Annotated in this window: 20 protein-coding genes; 10 read left to right on the top strand and 10 right to left on the bottom strand. The window is 74.1% G+C overall.

Annotation, left to right across the window (positions count from 1 at the left end):
- Positions 1–42 precede the first annotated feature (42 nt).
- Positions 43–1,437: a cellulase family glycosylhydrolase gene (locus F8279_RS16235; protein WP_151500393.1), complete on the bottom strand. Its 1,395-nt coding sequence runs from the start codon at positions 1,435–1,437 to the stop codon at positions 43–45.
- A 294-nt stretch (positions 1,438–1,731) separates the two neighbouring features.
- On the opposite strand from F8279_RS16235, the gene F8279_RS16230 reads away from it, so the two are divergent.
- The 3 genes from F8279_RS16230 to F8279_RS16220 all read left to right on the top strand — a co-directional run bounded on the left by F8279_RS16230 (position 1,732) and on the right by F8279_RS16220 (position 4,346).
- Positions 1,732–2,694 carry a TIGR03557 family F420-dependent LLM class oxidoreductase gene (locus F8279_RS16230; protein ID WP_091427712.1) on the top strand — a complete coding sequence of 321 codons (963 nt, stop codon included), beginning with the start codon at positions 1,732–1,734 and terminating at the stop codon, positions 2,692–2,694.
- On the top strand, positions 2,691–3,527 hold the full coding sequence (locus F8279_RS16225; RefSeq protein ID WP_151500392.1) for an alpha/beta fold hydrolase: 837 nt from the start codon (positions 2,691–2,693) through the stop codon (positions 3,525–3,527). Before F8279_RS16230 ends, F8279_RS16225 begins: the two co-directional genes overlap by 4 nt.
- Before the next feature lie 165 nt (positions 3,528–3,692).
- Positions 3,693–4,346 carry a GAP family protein gene (locus tag F8279_RS16220; RefSeq protein ID WP_151500391.1) on the top strand — a complete coding sequence of 218 codons (654 nt, stop codon included), beginning with the start codon at positions 3,693–3,695 and terminating at the stop codon, positions 4,344–4,346.
- On the opposite strand, the gene F8279_RS16215 is transcribed toward F8279_RS16220, so the two are convergent.
- The 6 genes from F8279_RS16215 to F8279_RS16190 all read right to left on the bottom strand — a co-directional run bounded on the left by F8279_RS16215 (position 4,333) and on the right by F8279_RS16190 (position 9,639).
- A complete protein-coding gene (locus tag F8279_RS16215; RefSeq protein ID WP_091427708.1) occupies positions 4,333–5,130 on the bottom strand; it encodes an endonuclease/exonuclease/phosphatase family protein in 798 nt (265 codons plus the stop codon). The two genes, F8279_RS16220 and F8279_RS16215, sit on opposite strands and share 14 nt — an antisense overlap.
- A 4-nt stretch (positions 5,131–5,134) precedes the next feature.
- On the bottom strand, positions 5,135–6,625 hold the full coding sequence (locus tag F8279_RS16210) for a phosphatase PAP2 family protein (RefSeq protein WP_151500390.1): 1,491 nt from the start codon (positions 6,623–6,625) through the stop codon (positions 5,135–5,137).
- A 100-nt stretch (positions 6,626–6,725) separates the two neighbouring features.
- Positions 6,726–7,727 carry a YihY/virulence factor BrkB family protein gene (locus F8279_RS16205; RefSeq protein ID WP_091427705.1) on the bottom strand — a complete coding sequence of 334 codons (1,002 nt, stop codon included), beginning with the start codon at positions 7,725–7,727 and terminating at the stop codon, positions 6,726–6,728.
- Positions 7,720–8,727: a diacylglycerol kinase family protein gene (locus F8279_RS16200; protein WP_091427704.1), complete on the bottom strand. Its 1,008-nt coding sequence runs from the start codon at positions 8,725–8,727 to the stop codon at positions 7,720–7,722. Before F8279_RS16200 ends, F8279_RS16205 begins: the two co-directional genes overlap by 8 nt.
- 100 nt (positions 8,728–8,827) lie before the next feature.
- Positions 8,828–9,403, bottom strand: a complete 576-nt coding sequence (locus F8279_RS16195; protein WP_091427702.1) for a Clp protease N-terminal domain-containing protein — start codon at positions 9,401–9,403, stop codon at positions 8,828–8,830.
- A complete protein-coding gene (locus F8279_RS16190; RefSeq protein WP_030275209.1) occupies positions 9,403–9,639 on the bottom strand; it encodes an HTH domain-containing protein in 237 nt (78 codons plus the stop codon). Before F8279_RS16190 ends, F8279_RS16195 begins: the two co-directional genes overlap by 1 nt.
- Before the next feature lie 98 nt (positions 9,640–9,737).
- Here F8279_RS16190 and F8279_RS16185 point away from each other — a divergent pair, with 98 nt between their 5' ends.
- The 4 genes from F8279_RS16185 (at position 9,738) to F8279_RS16170 (ending at position 14,846) form a co-directional block, all read left to right on the top strand.
- The gene (locus tag F8279_RS16185) at positions 9,738–10,538 is read left to right on the top strand and encodes a PP2C family serine/threonine-protein phosphatase (RefSeq protein WP_091427701.1); all 801 of its coding nucleotides are present in this window, start codon (positions 9,738–9,740) and stop codon (positions 10,536–10,538) included.
- Positions 10,539–10,621: 83 nt separating this feature from the next.
- The gene (locus F8279_RS16180) at positions 10,622–11,452 is read left to right on the top strand and encodes a universal stress protein (RefSeq protein WP_091427699.1); all 831 of its coding nucleotides are present in this window, start codon (positions 10,622–10,624) and stop codon (positions 11,450–11,452) included.
- 128 nt (positions 11,453–11,580) lie between these two features.
- Positions 11,581–13,983: a phosphoketolase gene (locus F8279_RS16175; protein WP_151500389.1), complete on the top strand. Its 2,403-nt coding sequence runs from the start codon at positions 11,581–11,583 to the stop codon at positions 13,981–13,983.
- The gene (locus tag F8279_RS16170; protein WP_151500388.1) at positions 13,980–14,846 is read left to right on the top strand and encodes a universal stress protein; all 867 of its coding nucleotides are present in this window, start codon (positions 13,980–13,982) and stop codon (positions 14,844–14,846) included. Before F8279_RS16175 ends, F8279_RS16170 begins: the two co-directional genes overlap by 4 nt.
- 1 nt (position 14,847) lies before the next feature.
- Here the strand turns inward: F8279_RS16170 and F8279_RS16165 are convergent, their stop codons facing one another.
- The gene (locus F8279_RS16165) at positions 14,848–17,196 is read right to left on the bottom strand and encodes a heavy metal translocating P-type ATPase (RefSeq protein WP_151500387.1); all 2,349 of its coding nucleotides are present in this window, start codon (positions 17,194–17,196) and stop codon (positions 14,848–14,850) included.
- Between the two features lie 153 nt (positions 17,197–17,349).
- On the opposite strand from F8279_RS16165, the gene F8279_RS16160 reads away from it, so the two are divergent.
- Positions 17,350–18,360 (top strand): nitroreductase, encoded by a 1,011-nt coding sequence (locus F8279_RS16160; protein WP_151500386.1) that lies wholly within the window; start codon positions 17,350–17,352, stop codon positions 18,358–18,360.
- 138 nt (positions 18,361–18,498) lie between these two features.
- Entirely contained in the window at positions 18,499–20,121 is a 1,623-nt protein-coding gene (locus F8279_RS16155; protein WP_225853296.1) for a GAF domain-containing sensor histidine kinase, read from the top strand.
- 7 nt (positions 20,122–20,128) lie between these two features.
- Here F8279_RS16155 and F8279_RS16150 read toward each other — a convergent pair whose 3' ends face one another.
- Positions 20,129–20,767: a response regulator transcription factor gene (locus F8279_RS16150; RefSeq protein ID WP_091427689.1), complete on the bottom strand. Its 639-nt coding sequence runs from the start codon at positions 20,765–20,767 to the stop codon at positions 20,129–20,131.
- A 187-nt stretch (positions 20,768–20,954) separates the two neighbouring features.
- Between F8279_RS16150 and F8279_RS16145 the strand changes: the two genes are divergently transcribed.
- A complete protein-coding gene (locus F8279_RS16145) occupies positions 20,955–21,929 on the top strand; it encodes a nitroreductase (protein ID WP_151500384.1) in 975 nt (324 codons plus the stop codon).
- A 91-nt stretch (positions 21,930–22,020) separates the two neighbouring features.
- Here the strand turns inward: F8279_RS16145 and F8279_RS16140 are convergent, their stop codons facing one another.
- Positions 22,021–23,022, bottom strand: coding sequence for an NAD-dependent epimerase/dehydratase family protein (locus tag F8279_RS16140; RefSeq protein ID WP_151500383.1), 1,002 nt, complete (start codon positions 23,020–23,022; stop codon positions 22,021–22,023).
- Between the last annotated feature and the right edge of the window lie 96 nt (positions 23,023–23,118).

Here is a 23,118-nt window from a genome sequence, read left to right as displayed (position 1 = left end):
TCGGGACACAAACTCCTTGATCACGCCACCAGGGGGTGCGGGTCAGGCGGGGGTGCAGGTCACCGCGGGGGTGGAGTTGGTGCCCTGCCAGGTGCCGATGAAGCCGAAGCTGGTGCTCGCGCCCGCGCCGAGGCGGCCGTTGTAGTCGACGTTGCGGGCGGTGTACGCCGACCCGCTGTTGCTGACGCTCGCGTTCCACGCCTGGGTGACGGACTGGCCGTTCGCGTACGTCCAGCGCACCGTCCAGCCCGTGATCGCCGCGGCTCCGGCGGTCACCTTGACCTCGCCCTGGAAGCCGCCCTGCCACGAGTTGCTCACGGTGTAGGTGGCGGTGCAGCCACCGGACGGCGGGGGCGTGGTGGTCGGCGGCGGCGTCGGGCTGGGGCTGCCAGTCGGCGTCGGCGTCGGGCTCGGGCTGCGGGTGGGGCTGGTGGTCGGGGTCGGGGTGCTGCCGGCGTACACCGACGCCTCGCGGGAGGTGGCCGCGATGCCGTTGGCGCCGTTGAAGATCCGCTGACCCCAGCTCGTGAGCTGCGCCGGGTTGAACGCGGTGGTCATGTCCAGGTACTCCACGCCGCCGCCGTTGCCGCTCCACGACCAGCCGAGGTAGCCGATGCCGTTGGCCTGGCTGTACGCCATGATGGCGTCCTCGTCCGGGTTGCCGTCGGAGTGGTTGAAGCCGAACTCGCCGACCACGATCGGCAGCCCGGCGGTACGGAACCGGCCCAGGTAGTCGCTGATCTCGGCGGCGGTGTCGAACACGCCGTACATGTGGATGGAGAAGACGGTGTTGCGCTGCGGGTCGGCGGCGAACACGGTGCCGGCGTTGTCGCGCATGGTGAACGACCAGTCCTGGCCCCAGTTCGGCGCGTCCACCATGATCGTGTGGGTCAGGCCGGCGGCGCGCAGCCGCTTGATCGCGTTCGAGGTGTCGGTGGTCCAGGCGCTGTAGCCCTGGTTGCCGAACGGCTCGTTGCCGATGTTGACGATGACGTACTTCTCCTGGCCCTTGAGCACGTCGGCGATGCTCAGCCAGTAGTCGGTGGCCTTTGCCAGCGTGGCGGCGGCGCCCTCCTCGCCGTACCCGGTGGTGTCGTGCACCTCCAGCACGCAGATCAGCCGGTTGGCCTTGCACAGCGAGATCACGTTCGCCACGTCGGCGGCGCTGTTCTTCGTCCAGCGGTCGCCGCTGGCCAGCACCACCCGGACGGTGTTCGCGCCCAGCGCCTTGATGCCGGCGAACGAGCTGGTCTGCTGCGGGTACCAGGTGTGCGCGTGGTTGACCCCGCGCATCACGAACTCGACGCCGTTGGCGTCGTAGAGCCGCCCCTCGGAGACGGAGAACCCGGTGGCGGCGTGGGCCGGCTGCCCGAGGGCGAAGACGGCGGCGAGGGCCGTCAGCAGGGCGGCGCCCGCGACGGAGAGCAGTTTCTTCATGGCTGTCCTCAGGGGAAGGTCTCCCCCGTGCCCGAGCGGGGGTGCGGTGACGGTGACGAGGTGGTGGCGGCTGAGCCCGGTAGCCGCCGCCCGGTTCCCGAACGGACGCAGGCATCAGCGTAGGGCGATGGAAGGCACGAGGCAACCGGTTAAGCGGTTTCGGCCGGTACGCGGTGACGGTTGACCGGCCGCGCGAACTGAACCGGTTAAGAATCGGCGCGGAAGCGGACAGTCAGGGTTGACCCGCGCCGGGCGGGGTATCCGGGGACGATCCGCCCGGGAAGGAGACGTGCCATGGTCAACGTCGGTTACACCCTCATGTGCGAGCAGGCCGGCCCGAAGGAACTGGTCGACCACGCCGTACGCGCCGAGGCCGCCGGCTTCGACCATCTGGTCATGTCCGACCACTACTACCCCTGGCTGGAGTCCCAGGGCCACTCCCCGTACGCCTGGTCGGTGCTCGGCGCCGTCGCGCACGCCACCAGCCGGGCCGAGCTGATGTCGTTCGTGACCTGCCCGATCCGGCGGTACCACCCGGCGGTGGTGGCGCAGAAGGCCAGCACCATCGGCGTGCTCTCCGACGGCCGGTTCACGCTGGGTCTGGGCGCCGGGGAGAACCTCAACGAGCACGTGGTGGGCGGATGGCCGCACGTGCAGCAGCGGCACGAGATGTTCGAGGAGGCGTTGCAGATCATCCGTCCGCTGCTCAACGGCGAGACGCTGACGTTCTCCGGCAACCACTTCGACGTGCCCGACGCGTACGTCTGGGACCGCCCCGAGCGGCCGGTGCCGATGGCGGTGGCCGCCTCCGGGCGGCAGTCGGCGACGCTGGCCGCCGAGTACGCCGACGCCATGATCGCCACCGACCCGCTGTCCCACCTGATCGACATGTACGAGGAGGCGGGCGGCGCGGGCCGCCCCCGCTACGGGCAGGTGGCCATCTGCTACGGCCCGGACGAGGACGAGTGCCGCAAGATCGTGCACGACCAGTTCCGCTGGTTCGGCCTGGGCTGGAAGGTCAACGCCGACCTGCCCGGCCCGGAGTCGTTCGAGGCGGCCACCCAGTTCGTCCGGGAGGAGGACGTGGCCGAGGGCATCTCCTGCGGCCCGGACACCGACCGGCACGTGGAGGCGTTCAAGAAGTTCGTCGACGCGGGCTTCACCCACGTCGCGCTGATCCAGGTGGGCGGCGGCACCCAGCCGATGTTCCTCGACTGGGCCCAGGAGGAGCTGCTGCCCCGGCTGCGCGAGCTGTGACCGTCGCGCCGTCCCCGCCGGGGCGCTTCGGCCCCGCCGAGCTGCGCCTGGCGCTCGCCGCGCCCCGGCCGGCCGCCGGGCTGACCAGCGAGTTCCGGCAGGTCGGCGGGCTGCGGGCGCACACCCGCCGCTCCGCCGGCCCGGGCGGGGACGGACCGCCGATGGTGCTGGTGCACGGCCTGGCCGTGTCGCACCGCTACCTCACCCCGCTGGCCGTCGCGCTTGCGCCGCGCGGGCCGGTGTACGTGCCGGACCTGCCCGGCTTCGGGCTGACCGAACGCCCCGCCGCCGCGTACGACGTGGACCGGCACGTGGCGTTCCTGGTCGACTGGCTCGACGCGTACCGGCTGGGTCCGGTCTGCCTGCTCGGCCACTCCTTCGGCGCGGAGGTCGCCGCCGCGCTCGCCGCCCGTCACCCGGGCCTGGTCCGCGCCCTGGTGCTGGCCGGCCCGACCAGCGACCCGGCCGCCCGGTCCCGGCGCGGTCTGGTCGGCCGGTGGCTGCGGGACACACTGCGGGAGGCGACGTGGCAGGCGCCGATCCTGCTGCGCGACGTGACCGACGCCCGGCCGTGGCGGGTGTTCGCCACGCTGTCCCACTCGGTCCGCAACGCGGTCGAGGAGGATCTGACCCGGATCACCGCGCCCACCCTGGTGCTGACCGGCGCCCGCGACCCGGTCGCGCCGGCCGCCTGGCGGGATCAGGTCGCCCGGCTGGTGCCGGACGCCCGGTCGGTGGCCGTGCCGGGCGCGGCGCACAACGTGGTCACCACCGCACCGACCCAGGTCGCGGACGCCGTCCACGACCTGCTCACCACCCCAGCGAGGAGTTGACGCCATGCGTATCGGGAACACCGAGATCCGGCCCGCCGGAGGCGGGCTCGGCTGCCTGCTGATGATCCTCTTCTCGATCGTCGCCTCGGTGGTGCTGACGGTGCTGCTCAACCTGGTCCTGTAGAACCCGGCCCGGCACGCGCGGCGGCGACACCAGAATGGGGCATGCCCCTGCTGACCGCGCTGCCGCTGGCGCTGGAGATGGTCGCCGGGTCGAAGCTCGTCAGCGCCGTCGTCCTCGCCGCCGGCCGCCACCCGCGCCGCAGCTCCGTGGCCTACCTGGCCGGCGTCACGGTGGGGGTGCTCGGGCCGTTGACGCTCTGGTACGCCGTGTTCCGGGTGGTGCGGCACACCGCCGTGCACGGCATCGGGGTGGGCGGCAGCCGCCGGCTCATCGACTGGATCGTGCTGGCCCTGCTGGCGGTCCTCATGGTGGTCACGTTCAGCAGGCGGCGGCGCGACCGTCCACCCGGGTGGCTGCGCCGGTTGCAGGACCCGCGGCCCTCGTACGCCTTCGGTCTGGGGCTGCTGCTGGCCGTCGCCGTGCCGAGCGACCAGCTGGTCATGGCGTCGGTCGCGGGCAGCATGGCCGGGCACGGCCGACCGTGGTGGCACCTGCTGCCGTTCACGGCGCTCACCGTGCTGCTGCTGGCCCTGCCGCTGCTCACGCTGTTGGTCTTCGGCGAGCGCGCGGAGCGGCTGCTCCCCGCCTTCCGTTCCTGGACCGACAGGCACTCCTGGCTGGTCAGCGAGACGGTCATCCTGATCTTCGCGGCCTTCGTGGTCGCCGACCTGGCAGGGTCGTTCAACCGGCCGTGAGGTCCACCTCGGCCAGCACCGGATAGTGGTCGGAGGCCGAGTCCGCGTCACCGTCGCGGACCACCCGCACCGCGCGTACCCGATCGGCCAGCGCCGGGGTGGCGAGCAGGTAGTCCAGCCGCATCCCGGCGAACTCGGCGCCGCCGTGGCGGGTCGGCACGGTCAGGCCGCCCGGTTCGTCGCCGCCGGAGCGCGGCCACAGGTCCACCAGCCCGGCGTCGAGCAGCCGGGCCACCGCCCGGGTGTCCACGGTACGACCGTCGCGGCGCAGGTGCCGCCGCCGGTACGGGGTGGCCAGCCCGGCCAGCCGGGCGGTGTGGTCGGCGGTGGGCTCCAGCGTGTTCAGGTCACCGGCCAGCAGAGCCAGCGCTCCCCCGGTACGCCGCAGCGCGGCGGCCAGCCAGTCCGCCTCCATCCGCCGCCGCCCACCGGAGTACGGGTTCAGATGAGTGCTGAACACGGTGAGCGGACCCGCGCCGGTGGCGATCTGGGCCCGGGCGGCGGCGTGGTGGAACGGGCGTCGGACCCGCCCGGCGCGCAGCACCCGCAGCGGCGGGCGGACCAGCACCGCCACCGGCTGGCCGAAGCAGGACCGGGCCAGGTGCGCCTCCATCCCGAGCCGGTCGGCCAGACCGCCCAGCGTGGCGTCCATGCCGCGCAGCTCCTGCAACGCCAGCACGTCGGGGCGCTGCGCGGTGACGACCGAGACGATCCGGTCCCGGCGGTCGGCGCCGCCGCCGTCCCGCCCGCCGGTCCGGATGTTCCAGGTCATCACCCGCAGCATCGGCTCAGTCCGGCCGCGCGGCCTTGGCCAGCTCGTCGTCCAGCTCGTCGACCTGTTCGGACTCGATCGCCGGCCGGTTGCCCTCGTACACGTCGGCGTTCGGCTTGATCACCCAGGACAGCAGCGACAGCCAGAGCGCGCCGAGCAGGATCGCGCCCATGAAGTCGGTCGGGTGGTGCATGCCCCGGTACATCCGGGAGGTGGCCACGCCCACCGGCATCAGCACGGCCATGCCCACGAACAGCCACCGCCACCACCTGTCGGTACGCGGGAACACGATGACCGCCATCGCCACCCAGAGGCAGATGGTCGCCGCGATGTGCCCGGAGGGGAACGACGAGGTCGGCATCTGCCCGTCCAGGTTCTCCACCGGCGGCCGGGGCCGGTCCACCACCCGGGCGCTGGCCAGGAACAGGCTCAGCTCGCCGAACATCGCCAGCACCACGTACAGCACCGGCCGCCACCGCCGCCACACGGCCAGCACGATCGGGCAGAACACCAGCGAGACCAGCAGGATGGCGTGGGTGTCGCCGAACTTGCTCCACCACCAGCTCAGGTCCGTGAGCGCGTCGGTGTGCCGCTCGGCGAACCAGCGCGGCACCTCGGTGTCGAGCGTGTCGAAGAACGTGCCCTTGGCGTGGTAGCTGACGAACATGCCGAACGCGTAGAGCACACCGAAGACGATCACCCAGCCGACCAGCAGCTCGGCCACCGCCGAGCGCGGGTGCTCCAGCACCTTCTCCTCGTCCGGCGCGAGCGCCAGCTCCTCGCCCGCCTCCGGCTCCAGGCCCTCACGCAGCGGCGGCACGGGCCGGCCGCGCTCGCGCCGCCACAGCCGGAAGGCGTACGCGGTGACGCCCAGCCAGGCCGCGCCGAGCAGCCAGCCGCCGATCACGTCCGACACGAAGTGCACGCCCAGCGCGATCCGGGTCAGCCCGACCAGGAAGATCAGCACGCCGGCGACGGCGATGGCGGGCTTGCGCCAGCGCGGCGACATGGCCGGCAGGAACACCAGCAGCAGCGCCCCGTACGCGACGAACGAGCCGAGCGCGTGACCACTGGGGAAGCTGTTGCCCGGTGCGCTGGCGATCGGCACGTCCACCACCGGGCGCAGCCGCCCGACCAGCGCCTTGAGCGACGGGTCGAGGATCAGCCCGCCGACACCGGTGACGATCAGGTAGACCGCGAGCCGGGACTGGCGGCGGATCAGCAGGCCCACCACCGCGATGGTGACCAGCCAGATCAGCACCGGCCGCCCGCCCAGGTCGGTGATCGCCTGGAGCACTGTGACCAGCGGGCCGTGCGGGGCCACGAGGTTGTTGAACCACTCGGCCACCGCGTGGTCGGCGTCACCCAGCGGGCTCCACCGGAACCGGACCAGCATGAGCAGCACGCCGAACCCGACTCCCGCACCGGCCACGGCGAGCAGGCCCGCGAGGCTCCGCTCCGCGAAATGGCTGAGCGGCCGGCTCCCGGCTTCCTTGACCGCGGTCACACCGCACCTCCCTCGTTCCTCTGCGAGGCGCGCTGTACCCGATCGGCGTGTTCCGTACACGCCGGACCGGCGCGGCGTCCACGCCGGACCGGCCGTGGCGTCAGAGCGAGGTCATCTCACCGGTGTCGAACAGCTCCGCCCGCTGCGCCTCCGGCTCCCACAGGTCCGGCTGGGCGGGCTCCTCCACCCCGATGCGCATCGCCTCCAGCTGGGCGGCGAAGGCCAGCCCGCCGAACAGCGCCATCCCGGTGAGGTTGGCCCAGAGCAACAGGGCCATCATGCCGGTCAGCGCGCCGTAGGTCTGGCCGAATCCGCCGCTGTACTTCACGTAGGCGGCGAGCAGCAGGCTGGCCAGCCACCAGATCGCGATGGCGATGGCCGCGCCGAAGAAGAGCCAGGACAGGCCGGGCTGGCGGCGGCGCGGGGCGTGCCGGAACAGCACCGCGACGGCCAGCACGGTCAGGCCGAGGCTCAGCGGCCAGCGGATCACGTCCCACCCGGCCATGGCGAGGTCGCCCCACTCGTAGTGCCGCCGGACCGACTCGCCCATCGCCCGCCCGCCGACCAGGATCAGGAAACCGGCCAGCGCGGGCACACCGGCGACCAACGCGAGGATCGCGGCGCGCAGGTACTTGGCGAGCGCCGGGCGGTCCCGCTCGACGCCGTAGATCCGGTTGGCGCCCCGCTCGATCTGCGCCATCGTGGTGGTCAGCGCGACCAGCCCGGTGAGCAGGCCGAGGGTCAGCGCCAGCTCACCGGCGCTCTCGGTGCGCTCGCTGTCGGTCAGCAGGTCCTGCACCATGGCTTCGCTCTGGCCGGGGGTGATGGCCAGCACGGTGTCGGCGACGACCTTGCCGCCCTCGTCCACGCCCAGGTCGGTGATGAGGCCGGTGAGCGCGATCAGGAACGGCACCACCGCCAGGCAGAGCTGCAACGCCAGCGCCCGGGAGTGGCTGAAGCCGTCGCCGTAGCGGAACCGGATGAACGCGTCCCGCAGCAGGCACCAGCCGCCGTGCCGGCGCAGTGTGTGCCAGGCGTCGTCGGCGGACAGCTCGTTCTCGGCCATCAGCCGGGTCTCGGGGACCAGCTTGGTGCTACTCACGGCGGGCCTCCTCGACCAGGTGCTCACCACGCTCGGCGGCCGCGTCGGCGTCCTCCGCCAGGTCGGGGTGCTCCTCGGGCCGCGGCACGCAGAGCCAGAGCGACTCGGGGCGGATGGTGGCCTTCAGCGACCGGCCCGGCTCGATCAGGTCGCCGTCGAGCTGGCGGGGCTGCGCCCGGGTGCTGGTGATCTCGACCGAGCGGGCCCGGAACACCTCCATCCCGGGCACCCTGTCGCGGCGACGCAGCACCGCCCAGCCCATGGCGAGCCAGTGGCGCAGCGTACGCGGCGTCAGCACCGCCACGTCCAGCCAGCCGTCGTCCGGCTCGGCGTCGGTGAGCAGGCGTACCCCGCCCTGGAGCCGCCCGACGTTCGCGACCAGGACCGAGCGGGCCCGGCGGCGCAGCGGCGGCTTGCCGTCGATGCGCACCGAGACCCGCATCGGCCGGTCGCGCAGGTGCCGGGCGGCGCCCATCACGTACGCCGGCCAGCCGATCCGCTTCTTCGTGGTCTCGGAGGTGGAGTCGAGCATCTGGGCGTCGAAGCCCATCCCGGCCATCACCGCGAAGCACTTGTCGCCGACCACGCCGACGTCGAGGCGGCGCATCCCGCGCTCGACGGCGACCTCCAGCCCGGCGGCCAGGTCGTTCGAGAGGCCGAGGTTGGCGGCCAGCAGGTTGCCGGTGCCCTGGGGCAGTACGGCCAGTGCCACGTCGGTGCCGGCCAGCGCGGTCACGCAGGCCATCACCGTGCCGTCGCCGCCGCAGGCGAAGACGACCTCCGCGCCCGCCTCGACGGCCTGTTCCGCCTGCCCGCGGCCCGGGTCCTCGACTGTCGTCTCGTACCAGGCCGGGGCCGGCCACCCGGCGGCGGCGAGCGCGCCGTCCACGGTGCGGCGGAACTCGTCCAGGTCGGCCACCTTCACCGGGTTGACCACCACTGCCGAGCGCGGGGTGCGGTTCTCCGCGTTCACCGGGCGCTTGTCGTCTTCGCCGTCCACGGCGTCAGTGTGCAGGACACGGGGCGTGACGGCGACCCGGCGCAGCGGGACGTTGCGAGGACCGCAAACAGGTTTGAAACCCGGGTGGCCTCAGATGGCCTCAGGCGGCCTCGCGCAGCGCCGCGTCGACGCGGCGGCGCAGGTCGTCGATGTCCGCGCCGGCCTCGGTCAGCACCACCGCGGCCAGGCCGTTTCCCTCGCGCAGCAGGCCGAGCAGGATGTGTTCGGTGCCGATGTGCCGGTGGCGCAGCCGCAGCGCCTCGCGCAGCGACAGCTCCAGCACCTTCTTGGCGTGGGGCGAGAACGTGCCGTGGTGCGACCCACGACGCCACCACCGGCGCGGACGCGGGGTCGCCTCGCGCAGCGCGTCGGGGCCGAAGGACTCCTCGATCCGGGCCACGATCGCGGCGAGGTCGATGCCGATCTCGCGCAGCGCCGCGGCGTCCGCCGCACCGAGCCCGTCCACGCCCTGAGCGGTGTGGCGGGCCACCGCGGCGCGCAGGGCGTCGGCGTCGACGCCGCCGGCAGCCAGCAGCCGTACCGCCAGGTTGTCGCGGTCGGCGAGCACGCCCAGCAGCAGGTGCTCGGTGCCGACCGGCCGCCTTCCCTCGGTGCGGGCCTCGTCGAGCGCGTGGTGCACCACGGCACGGGCCCGGTCGGTGAATCGTTCGAACATCACGCCTCCCAGCTCTCGCGCACCGCCGGTCGCCCGGCGTGCTTCTTGTGGACCGCCTGCCGGCTGACCTCGAGGGCGTCGGCGATCTCCTGCCACGACCAGCCCTGCCGCCGGGCGTTGTCGACCTGGATCACCTCGAGCCGTTCGAGCAGCCGGCGCAGGGCGAGCACCGCGCGCAGGCCGACCTTGGGGTCGGTGCTGCCGGCGGCCGCCGCGAGTTCCGTCGCTTGACTCATGCTGTCAATGTAGGTTGACACACTCTCGTCTGTCAACCCTGGTTGACAGACGAGGCGGCCTGCCGCTGTCCGGCCCGTCCCGGTGTTAGGTTCCGCTGGTGTTCCGCCGCCGTCCGCTGGACCGGCCGGTCGAGTCCGCGCGCCGGCTCACCGCCGGCCGCCTCACCCTGGAGATCGCCGGCGGCAGCGTGGTCGGGCACCGCTACCCGGAGAACTACGACGTGCTGCACGTCGACCCCGAGCTTCCGCTCGCGGTGGTCTGCGACGGGATGGGCGACGGCCTGGGCAGCCGGGTGGCCGGCACGACCGCCGCGGAGACGTTCGTCGCGCAGGTCCGCGCCGGCTGGCCCGCCGTCGGCGCCGCCGCGCTGCGGGCCGCCGTGGCCGAGACGCAACGGCGGGTACGCCAGGCCGGCGCGGCGCAGTCCGGCCTGACCGGGTGCACGCTCACCGCGCTGGTGATCGAGCCGGACGGCGATCAGGGCTGGCTGGTGCAGCTCGGCGACTCGCGGGCGTACCGGCTGCGCGACGGGCTGCTGGAGCTGGTCACCGTCGACCACACCATGGCCTGGCTCGGCCTGCTGCACGGCTGGTGGCCGGCCGACTCGCCGGAGGCGGCGCGGGCGCGCTACCAGCTGCTGCGCTACGTCGGCCACCCGGACCGGCCCGAGCCGGACCTGCTCGCCGTGCCGCTGCGCCGGGGCGACACCTGGCTGCTGTGCACCGACGGCATCAGCGACCAGCTGGGCTACCACCGGCTGCGTGACCTGCTCTCCGCGCGACGCGACCCGGCGCGCACCGCCGAGGCCCTGCTCGCCGCCAGCCTGGACGAGGGCGGCGAGGACAACGCCACAGCCGTCGTGCTGCGCGTACACCCGGCGCTGCCCGCCCCGCGCTGACCGCCAGTTCCGCCGACCCGCTCCGGCGCACCCGGTCCCACGACTACGGTGGGTGAAAAGCAGGGGTCGGGAGGTGAGCCGGGGTGGCCGCACCCAGCCACGGCGCGGTGGTGGTCGGCGTCGGCCGGTCCGAGGCCGATCTGACAGTGGTCCGCACGGCCGCCGCCGAGGCCGCCGCCCATGACCGGCCGCTGCACCTGCTGCACGCGTTCAACTGGGCCACGACGCCCGGTCCCGCCCCGGCCGGCGGCACCCGCACGGACGCGGAGAACGTGCTGGAGCACGCCGGACAGGTCGTCGCCGAGTGCGCGCCGCAGGTGCCGGTCAGCGGCCGGATCGTCGAGGGCTCTCCGGTCGAGGCGCTGCTACGGGTCGCCGACACCGCGTTCCTGATCGCGCTCGGTGACGGGGGCATGTCCGCCCATCCGGACCGCGTACCTGCCGACACGCCGGCCGTGGACGTGGCCGCCCGGGCCGGCTGCCCGGTGCTGGTCGGGCGCACCGAGCCCGCCCCGCCCGGCCCGCTGCTCGTCGGCTTCGACGGGTCGCCCAGTTCGCAGGCCGCCCTCGGTTACGCCTTCGACTGCGCGCAACACCGCGGCGCCCGCCTGCTCGCCGTCCGGGTGATCGAGCCGGAGGCCGGCGACCGCGACGACGGGCGGCTGGAGGAGGCGGTCACCCGGACGGCCCTGCGGTACCCCCGCGTCGCCGCCGACTGCGAGACCGTCCACGGTGACCCGAAGTCCGTCCTGCTCGACCGGTCCCGCGCGGCGCAGCTCGCGGTGGTGGCCGCCTGGGGAGACGGGCCGATAGGGTCCACTCTGGGCGCGGTCAGCCAGTCCCTGCTCTACCACTCGCCGGCCCCGCTGATCGTCGTACGGGGAGTCGCCGCGGACGCCGGGGACGGGTCATGACGCCCGCGCGAGGCGGGACCTACGGCCCTGACCGGCGACCCCCGACGGGGGCGACGCTGGACGCGCCGGGGAAGAAGATGTGGTCCCTGAGTGGCAGCCGACCCCGAGCCACGAGAGGCTAAGGCAGCATGGACACCGCGGTGAACCTGCACAGCCCCCTGACCGAAGACGAGTTGCGCCGGCTGGACGCCTACTGGCGCGCGGCGAACTACCTGACCGTCGGCCAGATCTATCTGCTCGACAACCCGCTGCTGCGCGAACCACTCAAGCCCGAGCACGTCAAGCCGCGTCTGCTGGGCCACTGGGGCACCAGCCCCGGGCTCAACCTGCTCTACACGCACCTCAACCGGGTCATCGTGAACCGGGATCTGTCCGCCATCTTCGTCACCGGCCCGGGCCACGGCGGCCCGGCGCTGGTGGCGAACACCTGGCTGGAGGGCACCTACAGCGAGCTGTACCACAGCATCCCCCGGGACGAGACCGGCATGCAGCGGCTGTTCCGGCAGTTCTCCTTCCCGGGCGGCATCCCGAGCCACGTGGCGCCGGAGGTGCCGGGTTCGATCCACGAGGGCGGCGAGCTGGGGTACGCGCTGAGCCACGCGTACGGCGCCGCGTTTGACAACCCGGACCTGCTCGTGGCCTGCGTGATCGGCGACGGCGAGGCGGAGACCGGCCCGCTGGCCGGGAGCTGGCTGTCGAACGTGTTCCTCAACCCGGCCCGCGACGGCGCGGTGCTGCCGATCCTGCACCTCAACGGCTACAAGATCGCCAACCCGACGGTGCTGGACCGGATCCCCGGCGAGGACCTGCGGGACATGATGCGCGGCTTCGGCTACGAGCCGTACGTGGTCGAGGGCGACGACCCGGCGACCGTGCACCAGCTGCTGGCCGCGACACTCGACCGGGCGGTCGACGAGATCGCGGCGATCCAGCGCCGGGCCCGCTCCGGCGAGCACGTCGAGCGCCCCCGCTGGCCGATGATCATCCTGCGGACGCCGAAGGGCTGGACCGGTCCGTCCCGGGTCGACGGCAAGCAGGTCGAGGGCACGTTCCGCGCCCACCAGGTGCCGATCTCCCAGGTCCGGGACAACCCGGAGCACCTGGCCGAGCTGGAGCGCTGGCTGCGCAGCTACCGGCCGGAGGAGCTGTTCGACGCCACCGGCGGCCCGGTCGCCGAGGTGGCGGAGCAGCCGCCGACGGGTGACCGCCGGATGAGCGCCAACCCGGTCGCGAACGGCGGCCGGCTGCTGCGCAACCTGGAGCTGCCGGACTTCCGCGACTACGCGGTCGACGTGCCGACGCCGGGTGAGCCGATGGCCGGCGCGACGGGCGTGCTCGGTCCCTGGGTCCGCGACGTGATCGCGCGCAACCCGGAGACGTTCCGCCTGTTCGGCCCGGACGAGGTCGCCTCGAACCGGCTCGGTGCGGCGTTCGAGGTGACCGACCGCGCGTTCGTGGGCGCCGAGGTGCCCGGCGACGACCACCTCTCCCCCGACGGCCGGGTGATGGAGGTGCTCTCCGAGCACCTGTGCCAGGGCTGGCTGGAGGGTTACCTGCTGACCGGCCGGCACGGCATCTTCACCAGCTACGAGGCGTTCATCCACATCGTCGACTCGATGGTCAACCAGCACGCCAAGTGGCTGAAGGTGACCCGGAACATCCCGTGGCGGGAGCCGGTGGCGTCGCTGAACTACCTGCTGTCCAGCCACGTGTGGCGCCAGGACCACAACGGCTTCTCGCACCAGGATCCGGGCTTCATCGACCACGTGGTGAACAAGAAGGCCGAGGTGGTCCGGGTCTACCTGCCGCCGGACGGCAACACGCTGCTGTCCACGATGGACCACTGCCTGCGCAGCCGGCAGTACATCAACGTGGTGGTGGCCGGCAAGCAGCCCGCGCCGAACTGGCTGACCATGGACCAGGCGATCCAGCACTGCCGCCGCGGCCTGGGCATCTGGGACTGGGCCAGCAGCGACGAGGGCAGCGAGCCGGACGTCGTGCTCGCCTGCGCCGGCGACGTGCCGACGCTGGAGACGCTCGCCGCCGTCGACCTGCTGCGCTGCCACCTGCCGGACCTGAAGGTGCGCCTCGTCAACGTGGTCGACCTGATGCGCCTGCAGCCGCCGTCGGAGCACCCGCACGGCCTGCCGGACAACGAGTTCGACACCATCTTCACCCGCGACAAGCCGGTGATCTTCGCGTACCACGGCTACCCGTGGCTGATCCACCGGCTCACCTACCGCCGGACCAACCACGAGAACCTGCACGTGCGCGGCTACAAGGAGGAGGGCACCACCACGACGCCGTTCGACATGGTGATGCTCAACGACCTGGACCGCTTCCACCTGGTCATCGACGTGATCGACCGGGTGCCGGGGCTGCGGTCGCGCGCCGCGCACCTGCGCCAGGACATGGTGGACGCCCGCCAGGCCTGCCGCGACTACACCCGCCGCTACGGCGAGGACGACCCCCGGGTCGCCGAGTGGCGCTGGATCCGCGAGAACGACCCGGCTGTGAGGAGTGGCGAATGAGCGGCGAGGAGATCCTGGTCGGCTACGACGGGTCCGCCGACGCGGCGATCGCCCTGAACTGGGCGCTGGACGAGGCGGGCCGTTCGGGGCGGCCGGTACGCCTGGCGTACGTCTTCGAGTGGCTGACGGTGACCGGCTGGATCGGCCCCGGCGTGGCACCCGGCGTGTGGCCGGACGAGGCGGCCCGGCAGCAGGTCGACGAACTGGTCCGCAAGGCGGCGGCGGACGCCGCCGCCGACCGGCCGGGCCTGACCGTGCACGGCGAGGTGTTCGACGGGCCGCCCGCGCTGGTGCTCCAGGAGCGGTCCGCCGACGCCGGGATGCTGGTGCTCGGCAGCCGGGGCCACGGCGGCTTCGGCGGGCTGCTCGCCGGTTCCACGGCGGTCTCGGTCACCGCGCACGCCCACTGCCCGGTGGTGGTGGTCCGCGACGGCCAGGCCGCCACGTCCGGGCCGGTGGTGGCCGGCTCGGACGGCTCGGAGTCGGCGCTGCGGGCGCTCGGCTTCGCCGTCGAGCGGGCCGCCCAGCGGGACGTGCCGCTGCGGGTGCTGCGGGCCTGGGAGCCGCCGGGCGACAGGTGGGTGCCGCCGGACTTCGACCCGGAGCAGATCGCCGCGAGCGAGCGGGCCGCCGCCGAGGCGGAGCTGGCGCCGTGGCGGGAGAGCTTCCCCGACGTCCCGGTCGAGATCGAGGCCGTCCCCGGCAGCGCGTCCGCGCTGCTGGTGGAGGCGAGCCGGTCGGCGCAGCTGGTGGTGGTCGGCAGCCGGGGCCGCGGTGGCCTGCGCGGCATGCTGCTCGGCTCGGTCAGCCAGCAGCTCATCCAGCACTCGCACTGCCCCGTCGCAGTGGTACGCGAGCGCTGACTCAGCGGCCGGGCGCGGTCGATCCGTCCTCCGGGTTGAGCGAGAAGTAGTCCTCCTCCTCCTGGGCCAGATGCAGGCGCAGCACCGCGTCCAGGCCGTAGAGCGCGGCCAGCAGGTCGGGCACCTCGTCACGGCGCAGCCGGCCGTCCGGCTGCGCCGTGAGGTGCCCGCCGATCCGCTCCACCAGCCGGACGATCTCCACGTGCGCCCGGCTCATCGTGGAGGTCGCCTCGTCGCTGCCGAGCGGACCGGCCAGCGCCGGGTAGAGCTGCCGGTCCTCGGCCGCCTCGTGCGGCAGCACCTCGTCGACCAGACGCCGGTGCACCTCCCGCAGCGCCGGCAGGCACGCCGGGTCGTCCGGGCGGGTCGCCACCATGTCGGCGGTGTCCCGCAGCGCCGCCAGCACGTCGCGCACGCCGCCGTGCTCGCCCGCGTACCGGTCGATCAGCTCGACGGTGTGCTGGGGCAGATCCCGCCGCCGCAGGCCGCCGCCGAGCGCGCGCAGCGCGTTGAGGATCACCAGGACGTCGATGCCCTCCTGGAGGAACGCGCCGGCCACCGGGGGCAGCCGGCCCGCGGCGGCCACCAGCATCGCCAGCACCGCCAGGCCCATCCCGACGCTGGCGCTCTGCACCGCGATGCGGCGGGCGTACCGGGCGATCTCGACCGCGTCGGCGAGCCGGTCCAGCCGGTCCACGGTGAGCACCGCGTCGGCCACGTCCGCCGAGGCGGTCGCCCCGGTCGCGCCCATCGCCACCCCGACGTGCGCCTCGGCCAGCGCCGGGGCGTCGTTCACGCCGTCGCCGACCATCACTGTCACCGCGTGCGCCGACTCCTCGCGTACCCGCTCGGCCTTCTCCTGCGGCGAGCACCGCGCGATCACGTCGTCCACGCCCACGACCTGCGCCACCTGCCGGGCCGTGCCCGGCCGGTCGCCGGTGACCATGACCAGCCGGGTGAGGCCCGCCTCGCGCAGCCGCCGCACGGTCCGGCGGGCGTCCGGCCGGACCGGGTCCTCCAGCAGGATCGCGCCGAGCGGCCCGTGGTCGTCGCTGACCCACACCGCGGAACGCCCGGCCCGTTCGGCGCGCTCACCGACCCGGCCCGCCCACTCCGGCGGTTCCCCGGCGAGCTGCCCGACGTGCACCATCCGCCCGTCGACGCGCCCGCTCACCCCGTGCCCCGGCTCCTCGGTGACCTGCGTCGGCTCGGCCAGCGGCAGCCCCCGCTCGCGGGCCTGCCGGACCAGCGCGGCGGCCAGCACGTGCGGGGAGAGCTGCTCGACCGAGGCGGCCAGGCGCAGCACGTCGTCCCGGTCACCGCCCGGCGCCACCACCACCTCGGCCGCCCGGGGCCGGCCCGCGGTGAGCGTGCCGGTCTTGTCCAGCAGGAGGGTACGGGCGCGGCCGAGCTGTTCCAGCGACCCGCCGTCACGGACCAGCACACCGCGGCGGGCCACCCGGGACAGCCCGGAGACCACGGCGATCGGGGTGGCCAGCAGCAGCGGGCACGGGGTGGCCACCACCAGCACCGCCACCGCCCGGAGGAACTCGCCGGACAGCAGCCACGCCAGCCCGGCCAGCACCAGCGTGAACGGCACGAACGCGGCGGCGTACCGGTCGGCCAGCCGTACCATCGGCGCCTTGCGGGCCGTCGCCTCGCCGGCCAGGCGGACGATGCCGGCGTAGGTGCTCTCCGCCGCGTTGCGGCGCGCCCGCAGCCCGAAGCCGGCGCCCGCGTTCACGACGCCGCTGGCCACCTCCTCCCCGGCCGCGCGGGTGACCAGCTGCGACTCGCCTGTGACCACCGACTCGTCGAGCGTGGCCGCCTCCTCGACCACGCCGTCCACAGGCACCACGTCGCCCGGCCCGACCACGAGGCGGTCCCCCACCGCCACGCGGTCCAGCGGCACCACCTCGATCGCGCCGTCCGGGGTGCGCCGACGGGCCTGCCGGGGCGCCCGTTCCAGCAGCGCCCGCAGGTCGCGGGTGGCGCGACGCTGGGCGTACTCCTCCAGCGCCCGGCCGGTGGCGACCATCACCGCGATCACGGCGCCGGCCAGGTACTCCCGCACCAGCAGCGCGCCGAGCAGCGCCAGCACCGCGATGACGTCCACCCCGAACTGCCGCAGCCACAACTGGCGCAGCGTCGTCCAGGCCGCCGGCACCAGAGCGACCACCGTGACCGCCGCCCAGACCAGCCGGGCGGCGTCGTGCGCGCCGGCGAACCACAGCGCCGCCCCGGCCAGCACCGCCACCGTGAGCAGCACCAGCGGCGCCCACTCGGCCCACGCCCACCGCCGGGCGCGGGCCGGCTGCTCGGGTACGCACTCGCGTGGCTCGGTTCCCACGTGTGGATCGTCTCAGTCCCGGCGTGGGGCGGCGGGGCGACACGGGTAATCCGGCCCTGCGGGGCGGCCGGGCATGCCCGAGGATGGAGCGGCATCCCCACCCGGGCATCCCGGGCGTGGGGCACGATGGGGAAAACAGGAAAGGTCGTGACGATGAGCCACGAGACGCCGGCCGGCGATCGCCCGTTGACCACCGCGCTCGCGGAGGCCGCCGGAATGGCCGGCCACGCCCCCTCGGTGCACAACACGCAGCCGTGGCACTGGACGGTCCTGCCCGACGCGCTGGAGCTGCGGGTGGTCCGCGAACGGCACCTCAGCGCCCTCGACCCGGAAGGGCACCTGCTGGTGGTGAGCTGCGGCGCCGCGCTGCACCACGCCCGGGTGGCGCTGGCCGCCGAGGGCTGGACCCCGGTGGTGGAACGGCTGCCCGACCCGAAGGAACCCGACCTGCTGGCCCGGATCACCACCCTCAAGCACACCGGCGCCGACGCCGACGCCATGCGCGTCGTGCAGTGCATGCAGGTGCGGCACACCGACCGGCGGCCGGTCAGCGACGAGCCGATCCCCACCGCCGCGCTGAACGACATCGACCGGGCCGCCACGCTGGAGGGGGTGAACCTGCAACTGCTCGACGACACCCAGAAGATCCAGCTCGCCGGCGCCGCCCAGCAGGCCGCCGCCGTCGAGGCGGACAGCCCGGAACTGCGCGAGGAGCTGGCCTACTGGACCAGCCGGGCCGGCACCGGCACCGGGCTGCCGCCGGAGGTGCTGCCCGAGCAGGCGCCGCAGACGACCGTTCCGGCCCGCGACTTCGGCCGCGCCGGCTCGCTGCCGATCGGTCCCGGCCACGACAAGACCGCCGTGTACGGAATCCTGTGGGGCTCCGACGACGAGACGCTGAGCTGGCTGCGGGCCGGTGAGGCGCTCTCCGCCGCCTGGCTCACCGCCACCCGGCACGGGGTGTCGCTGGTGCCGCTGTCCGGAGTGGTGGAGGTCGAGAGCACCCGCGAGGTGCTGCGGCAGATGCTCGCCGGCCTGGGGTTCCCGTACATCAGCATGCGGCTCGGCCTGGCCGACCCGAACCACGCCGGGCCGCCGCACACGCCCCGGCTGGACGTCGCCCAGACGGTCGACACCTCGGCGGTCCGCGACCGTCTCGCCTGACCGGTCTCGATCACGGCGGTCACCGGGCGATACCATCGCCGGGTGGCCGCCGCACCCCAGTCCCCGCACGAGCACGTCGCGCCGTCGCTCGGGCTGACCCCGCTGTCCCGCGTCCGCCTCGACGAACTGCTCCAGGAGATGCTCGACCGCGTCGGTGAGGTGGTGACCAGCCGCGAGCGGCTACGGGCCCTGCTGGACGCGGTCGTCGGCATCGGGTCCGACCTCGATCTGCGCAGCACGCTGCAGCGGATCGTGCAGTCGGCGTGCGAGCTGGCCGGCGCCCGCTACGGCGCGCTCGGCGTGATCGGTCCGGACCGCATGCTGCACGACTTCATCGTCCACGGCATCGGCCCCGAGCTGCACGCGAAGATCGGCGAGCTGCCGCACGGGCGGGGCGTGCTCGGCCTGCTCATCGACGAGCCGAAGCCGCTCCGCATGCCGGACATCACCAAGCACCCCAAGTCGTACGGCTTCCCGCCGAACCACCCGCCCATGCACAGCTTCCTCGGCGTGCCGGTGCGCATCCGCGACCACGTCTGGGGCAACCTCTACCTGGCCGAGAAGCAGGGCGCGGCCGAGTTCACCGAGGACGACGAGGAGATCGTGGTCGCGCTGGCCGCCGCGGCCGGCGTGGCGATCGAGAACGCCCGCCTCTACGCGCTGGCGCACCGCCGCGAACGCTGGCTGGCCGCCGCCGCGGAGATCACCTCCGTGCTGCTCGGTGAGGTACGCCGGACCGACGCGCTGACGCTGGTGGCCCGCCGCGCCCGTGAGGTCGCCGAGGCCGAACTGGCCCTGGTGCTGCTCTACGACGAGGACGAGGCCCAGTTCACCGTCGAGGTGGTCGACGGCGCCGACCCGGTCACCCGGGAACTGGTCGGCGCGGTGCTGCCGGCCGCCGAGACCAGCTTCGCCGCGTCCGTCACGCAGGGCCGCCACGACCAGGTCGACGACCTCGCCGCCGCGGCGCCCTGGCCCCGGCCGGTGGTCGCCGGGCCGGCCGTGGTGTCCCCGCTCGCCGCCGCCGACGCGCTGCACGGCGTCCTGGTGATCGGCTACCGGCCCGACCACGGGCCCGCAGCCGACGACGACCTCGCCCTGCTCGCCAGCTTCGCCGGGCAGGCCGCGCTGGCCATGGAACGGGCCCGCGGGCAGGAGGAGCGGGAACTGCTGGTGGTCCTGGAAGACCGCGAGCGCATCGCCCGCGACCTGCACGACGTGGTGATCCAGCGGCTGTTCGCCACCGGCCTGCAACTGCAGAGCGGCGCGATGAACGCCCGCCCGGAGGCGGCCAAGCGGATCAACCAGGCGGTCGACGACCTGGACGCCACCATCCGCGACATCCGCCGCACCATCTTCGAGCTGCGTACCCCGATGAGCGCGGCGCTGCGCACCGAGCTCCGCGAGGCGATCGAGGTGGCCGCCGAGTCGCTCGGCTACCGGCCGGACCTGGAACTGGTCGGCCCGATCGACAGCGCCGTCCCCGAAGACCTGCGCCCCGAACTCACCGCCGTGCTGCGCGAGGCGCTGTCCAACGCTGTACGCCACGCGCAGGCCGACCGGGTGTCGGTGCGCGTACGCGTCGACGCCGGCCGGGTCGAGATCACCGTCACCGACGACGGTGTCGGCTGCGACCCGGAGGCGGCCCGCAGCGGACTGGTCAACCTGCGGGAGCGGGCCGAGCGGCTGGGCGGCGAGTTCTCGCTGCGCCGGGCCGAGCCGCGCGGCACCGAGGTGCGCTGGAGCGTCCCGCTCGACTGAGGAGCCGTCAGGTGTTCTTGCCGAGCAGGCGGGTGGCCAGCACCGCCGCCTGGGTACGCCGCTCCAGACCCAGCTTGGCGAGCACGCTGGAGACGTAGTTCTTCACCGTCTTCTCGGCGAGGAACATCTTCCCGGCGATCTCCCGGTTGGTGAGCCCCTCCGCCACGTACTCCAGGATCCGCCGCTCCTGCTCGGTGAGCGACTTCAGCTCCCGCGGCTGCTCCACGCCGCTGCGGATGCGCTCCAGCACGCGGGTGGTGATCGCCGGGTCGAGCAGCGACTGCCCCGCCGCCACCCGGCGGACCGCGTCCACCAGGTCCGTGCCGCGGATCTGCTTGAGCACGTACCCGGCGGCACCCGCCATGATCGCCGCGAACAACGCCTCGTCGTCCTCGTACGAGGTGAGGATGAGCCCCTTGATCGAGGAGTCCACGGCGCGGACGTCCCGGCACACGTCGATGCCGTTGCCGTCGGGCAGCCGGGCGTCGAGGATCGCCACGTCGGGGCGCAGCGCCGGGATGCGGCGCGTCGCCTCCTGGGCCAGGCCGGACTCGCCGACCACCTCGATGTCGCCGCTGCTCTGGAGCAGGTCGGCAAGGCCACGACGGACGACCTCGTGGTCGTCGAGCAGGAACACCCGGATCATCCGTCCTTTCTACCCGCTTTCCCGCCCCCGTAGCACGGGTCGAAAGTCCCGACCTGCCCGCGCCGGCCGGGACCGACGGCCGGGCCCAGGTGGGGACCTCCGGCCCTGCTCACCGCGCCGCCCGCTGACGCACCGTAGTGGTGTACCCGGCCGGGGAAGCCGGCGCCGCACGAGAGGGAGCACCACCATGACGACCGAATACACCGGCGAGCAACTGCGGGCCGCGGTCGCCGACGCGGTCCGGGCACCGTCGCTGCACAACACCCAGCCGTGGCGGTTCCGGCTCGTCGACGGCGGCATCGAGGTGTCCGTCGACCCGCTGCGCGGCCTGCCCGCCACCGACCCGACCGGCTGGGGCACGCGCATCGCCGCCGGGGCGGCGCTGTTCAACCTGCGGCTGGCACTCGCCGTCGCGGGCACCCCGGCCACTGTGCGGCTGCGCCCGTACCCCGCCGACCCGGACGTCGTGGCCCGGCTGGTGCCGGACGTGCCGCGCCGCCCCACCCCGATCGAGCAGAGCCTGCACGGGGCGATCAGCCACCGGTTCAGCAACCGCGCGCCGTTCTGGCCCGACCCGGTGCCGGCCGAGGCCCGCTGGCGGCTCGGCGAGGCGGCCCGCGCCGAGCAGTGCTGGCTGGAACTGGTGATCGGCACCAGCGCCGTCAACGCCGTCGCCGAGGTCGCCCGCAGCGCCCACCGCGTGCTGGAACGCGACCCCGCGTACGTGGCCGAACGGGCCGAGTGGATCCGCTCCGAGCCGGCCCCGGACGGCGTGCCCGCCGGCGCCGGCGGACCGCAGAGCGAGCCGCAGGACCTGCTGCCCCAGCGCGGCTTCGGCGGACGCAACCGCGCCCCCGGCCGCGACTTCGAGCCGGAGCCGCTGGTCGCGGTGCTCGGTTCGGCCGGCAACACCTCGGCCGACCAGATCCTCGCCGGGCAGGCGCTGCAGCGGGTGCTGCTCACCGCCACCGACGCCGGGCTGAGCGTGTCGATGCTGTCCCAGCCGATCGAGGTGCCCGCCGCACGCGAGGCGCTGCGGATGTCGCTGGGCCGGTTCGGCACCCCGCAGATGGTGATGCGGATCGGGTACGGCCAGCCCGGTCGCGCCACCCCCCGCCGCCCTGTCGAGGAGGTGCTGGACCTGCCGGTCGCGTCGGCCTGACCCGTACCCCTCCGCAGGTCAGGCCGACACGCTCCCTCCGCCTGCCCGCGCGGCCCTCGCTCCGGCCGCCCGTGCGGGCGGCCTGTCCCGGTCAGGCCGGGAGCGCGGCCAGCAGGGTGGCCTCCCGCTCCGGTGCCAGGCCGACCGGGGCGCGCGCCGGACGCCCCGCGCGGTCCGGCACGCGCCCCACCTCGCGCAGCCACCGCCAGGTGTCGGCGACCGTCTCGGTCACCGGCCGACAGACCAGCCCCGCCGCGTACGCGCGTTCCACGTCCCGCTCCTGCAACCAGCGGTACTCGTGCCCGCGCGGAATCCACACCGGCAGGTCGTTCCACGGCTCCACCCCGGCGGCCAGGATCGGCTCCGGCGCGGTCCACCGCAGCGTCGCGTCCGACCCGGTCGCGGCCACCGCCGCGTCGAGCAGGTCACCCATCGTCGCGTGCCCGGTGCGACCCACCACGTTGTACGCCCCGCCGACGCCCTCGGCACCCCGGTCCAGCAGCCAGGTCGCCAGGTCACGGACGTCCACGTACTGGATCGGCAGGTCACGCGGCCCCGGTGCCAGCACGTCCCCGCCCCGGGCGATCCGGTTCAGCCACCACGGCAACCGCCCGATGTCCTCCCCCGGCCCCAGGATCAGCCCGGCGCGCGCCAGCAGCGCCCGGTGACCGAACACCCGCGTCGCGGCGAGTTCCCCGCCGGCCTTGTTCGCCGGGTAGTCACCGTCCTCGGCGTCCGCGTCGGCCGGCACTGTGGGCGCCTCCTCGCCGCTGCCGGGCGCGACGGGTGACGCATATACCGATCCGCTGGACACGTAGACGTAGTGCGCCACCGCGTCTTCCAGCGCCGACGCCGCGTCCCGTACCGCCCGGGGCGCGCCGTCCCAGGTGTCCACCACCAGATCCCACTCGCCGCCGGTGAGCGCGGCCAGCCCGTCCGGCGCGGTCCGGTCACCCCGCAACCGGTGTACGCCGTCCGGCACCCGCCCGTGCACACCGCGGTTGAACACTGTCACCTGCCAGTCGCGGCGTACCGCCTCGGTCACGACCGCACCACCGACAAAGCCCGTACCGCCAAGCATCAGGAGTCGCATAGGTCCCAGCGTGCCGCCGCCCGTCGGGTACGTCTGCCCTGTTTCACGGTCAGCGGATCTGCCAACGGCAGAACCCCGCCTCCCGTCACTGCGGGC

The sequence above is a fragment of the Micromonospora sp. AMSO1212t genome (genome assembly GCF_008868145.1).
GTDB classification, from domain to species: domain Bacteria; phylum Actinomycetota; class Actinomycetes; order Mycobacteriales; family Micromonosporaceae; genus Micromonospora; species Micromonospora tulbaghiae.
Note: the sequence above shows the minus strand (reverse complement) of the source record. Positions and strands in the feature narration are given on the sequence as shown.

Bases quoted from the DNA above. Each gene is read 5' to 3' on its own strand.
- F8279_RS16235 (WP_151500393.1), bottom strand. From the start codon at position 1,437: ATGAAGAAACTGCTCTCCGTCGCGGGCGCCGCCCTGCTGACGGCCCTC.
- F8279_RS16230 (WP_091427712.1), top strand. From the start codon at position 1,732: ATGGTCAACGTCGGTTACACCCTCATGTGCGAGCAGGCCGGCCCGAAG.
- F8279_RS16220 (WP_151500391.1), top strand. From the start codon at position 3,693: ATGCCCCTGCTGACCGCGCTGCCGCTGGCGCTGGAGATGGTCGCCGGG.
- F8279_RS16215 (WP_091427708.1), bottom strand. From the start codon at position 5,130: ATGCTGCGGGTGATGACCTGGAACATCCGGACCGGCGGGCGGGACGGC.
- F8279_RS16195 (WP_091427702.1), bottom strand. From the start codon at position 9,403: ATGTTCGAACGATTCACCGACCGGGCCCGTGCCGTGGTGCACCACGCG.
- F8279_RS16190 (WP_030275209.1), bottom strand. From the start codon at position 9,639: ATGAGTCAAGCGACGGAACTCGCGGCGGCCGCCGGCAGCACCGACCCC.
- F8279_RS16175 (WP_151500389.1), top strand. From the start codon at position 11,581: ATGGACACCGCGGTGAACCTGCACAGCCCCCTGACCGAAGACGAGTTG.
- F8279_RS16170 (WP_151500388.1), top strand. From the start codon at position 13,980: ATGAGCGGCGAGGAGATCCTGGTCGGCTACGACGGGTCCGCCGACGCG.
- F8279_RS16160 (WP_151500386.1), top strand. From the start codon at position 17,350: ATGAGCCACGAGACGCCGGCCGGCGATCGCCCGTTGACCACCGCGCTC.
- F8279_RS16155 (WP_225853296.1), top strand. From the start codon at position 18,499: ATGCTCGACCGCGTCGGTGAGGTGGTGACCAGCCGCGAGCGGCTACGG.
- F8279_RS16150 (WP_091427689.1), bottom strand. From the start codon at position 20,767: ATGATCCGGGTGTTCCTGCTCGACGACCACGAGGTCGTCCGTCGTGGC.
- F8279_RS16145 (WP_151500384.1), top strand. From the start codon at position 20,955: ATGACGACCGAATACACCGGCGAGCAACTGCGGGCCGCGGTCGCCGAC.
- F8279_RS16140 (WP_151500383.1), bottom strand. From the start codon at position 23,022: ATGCGACTCCTGATGCTTGGCGGTACGGGCTTTGTCGGTGGTGCGGTC.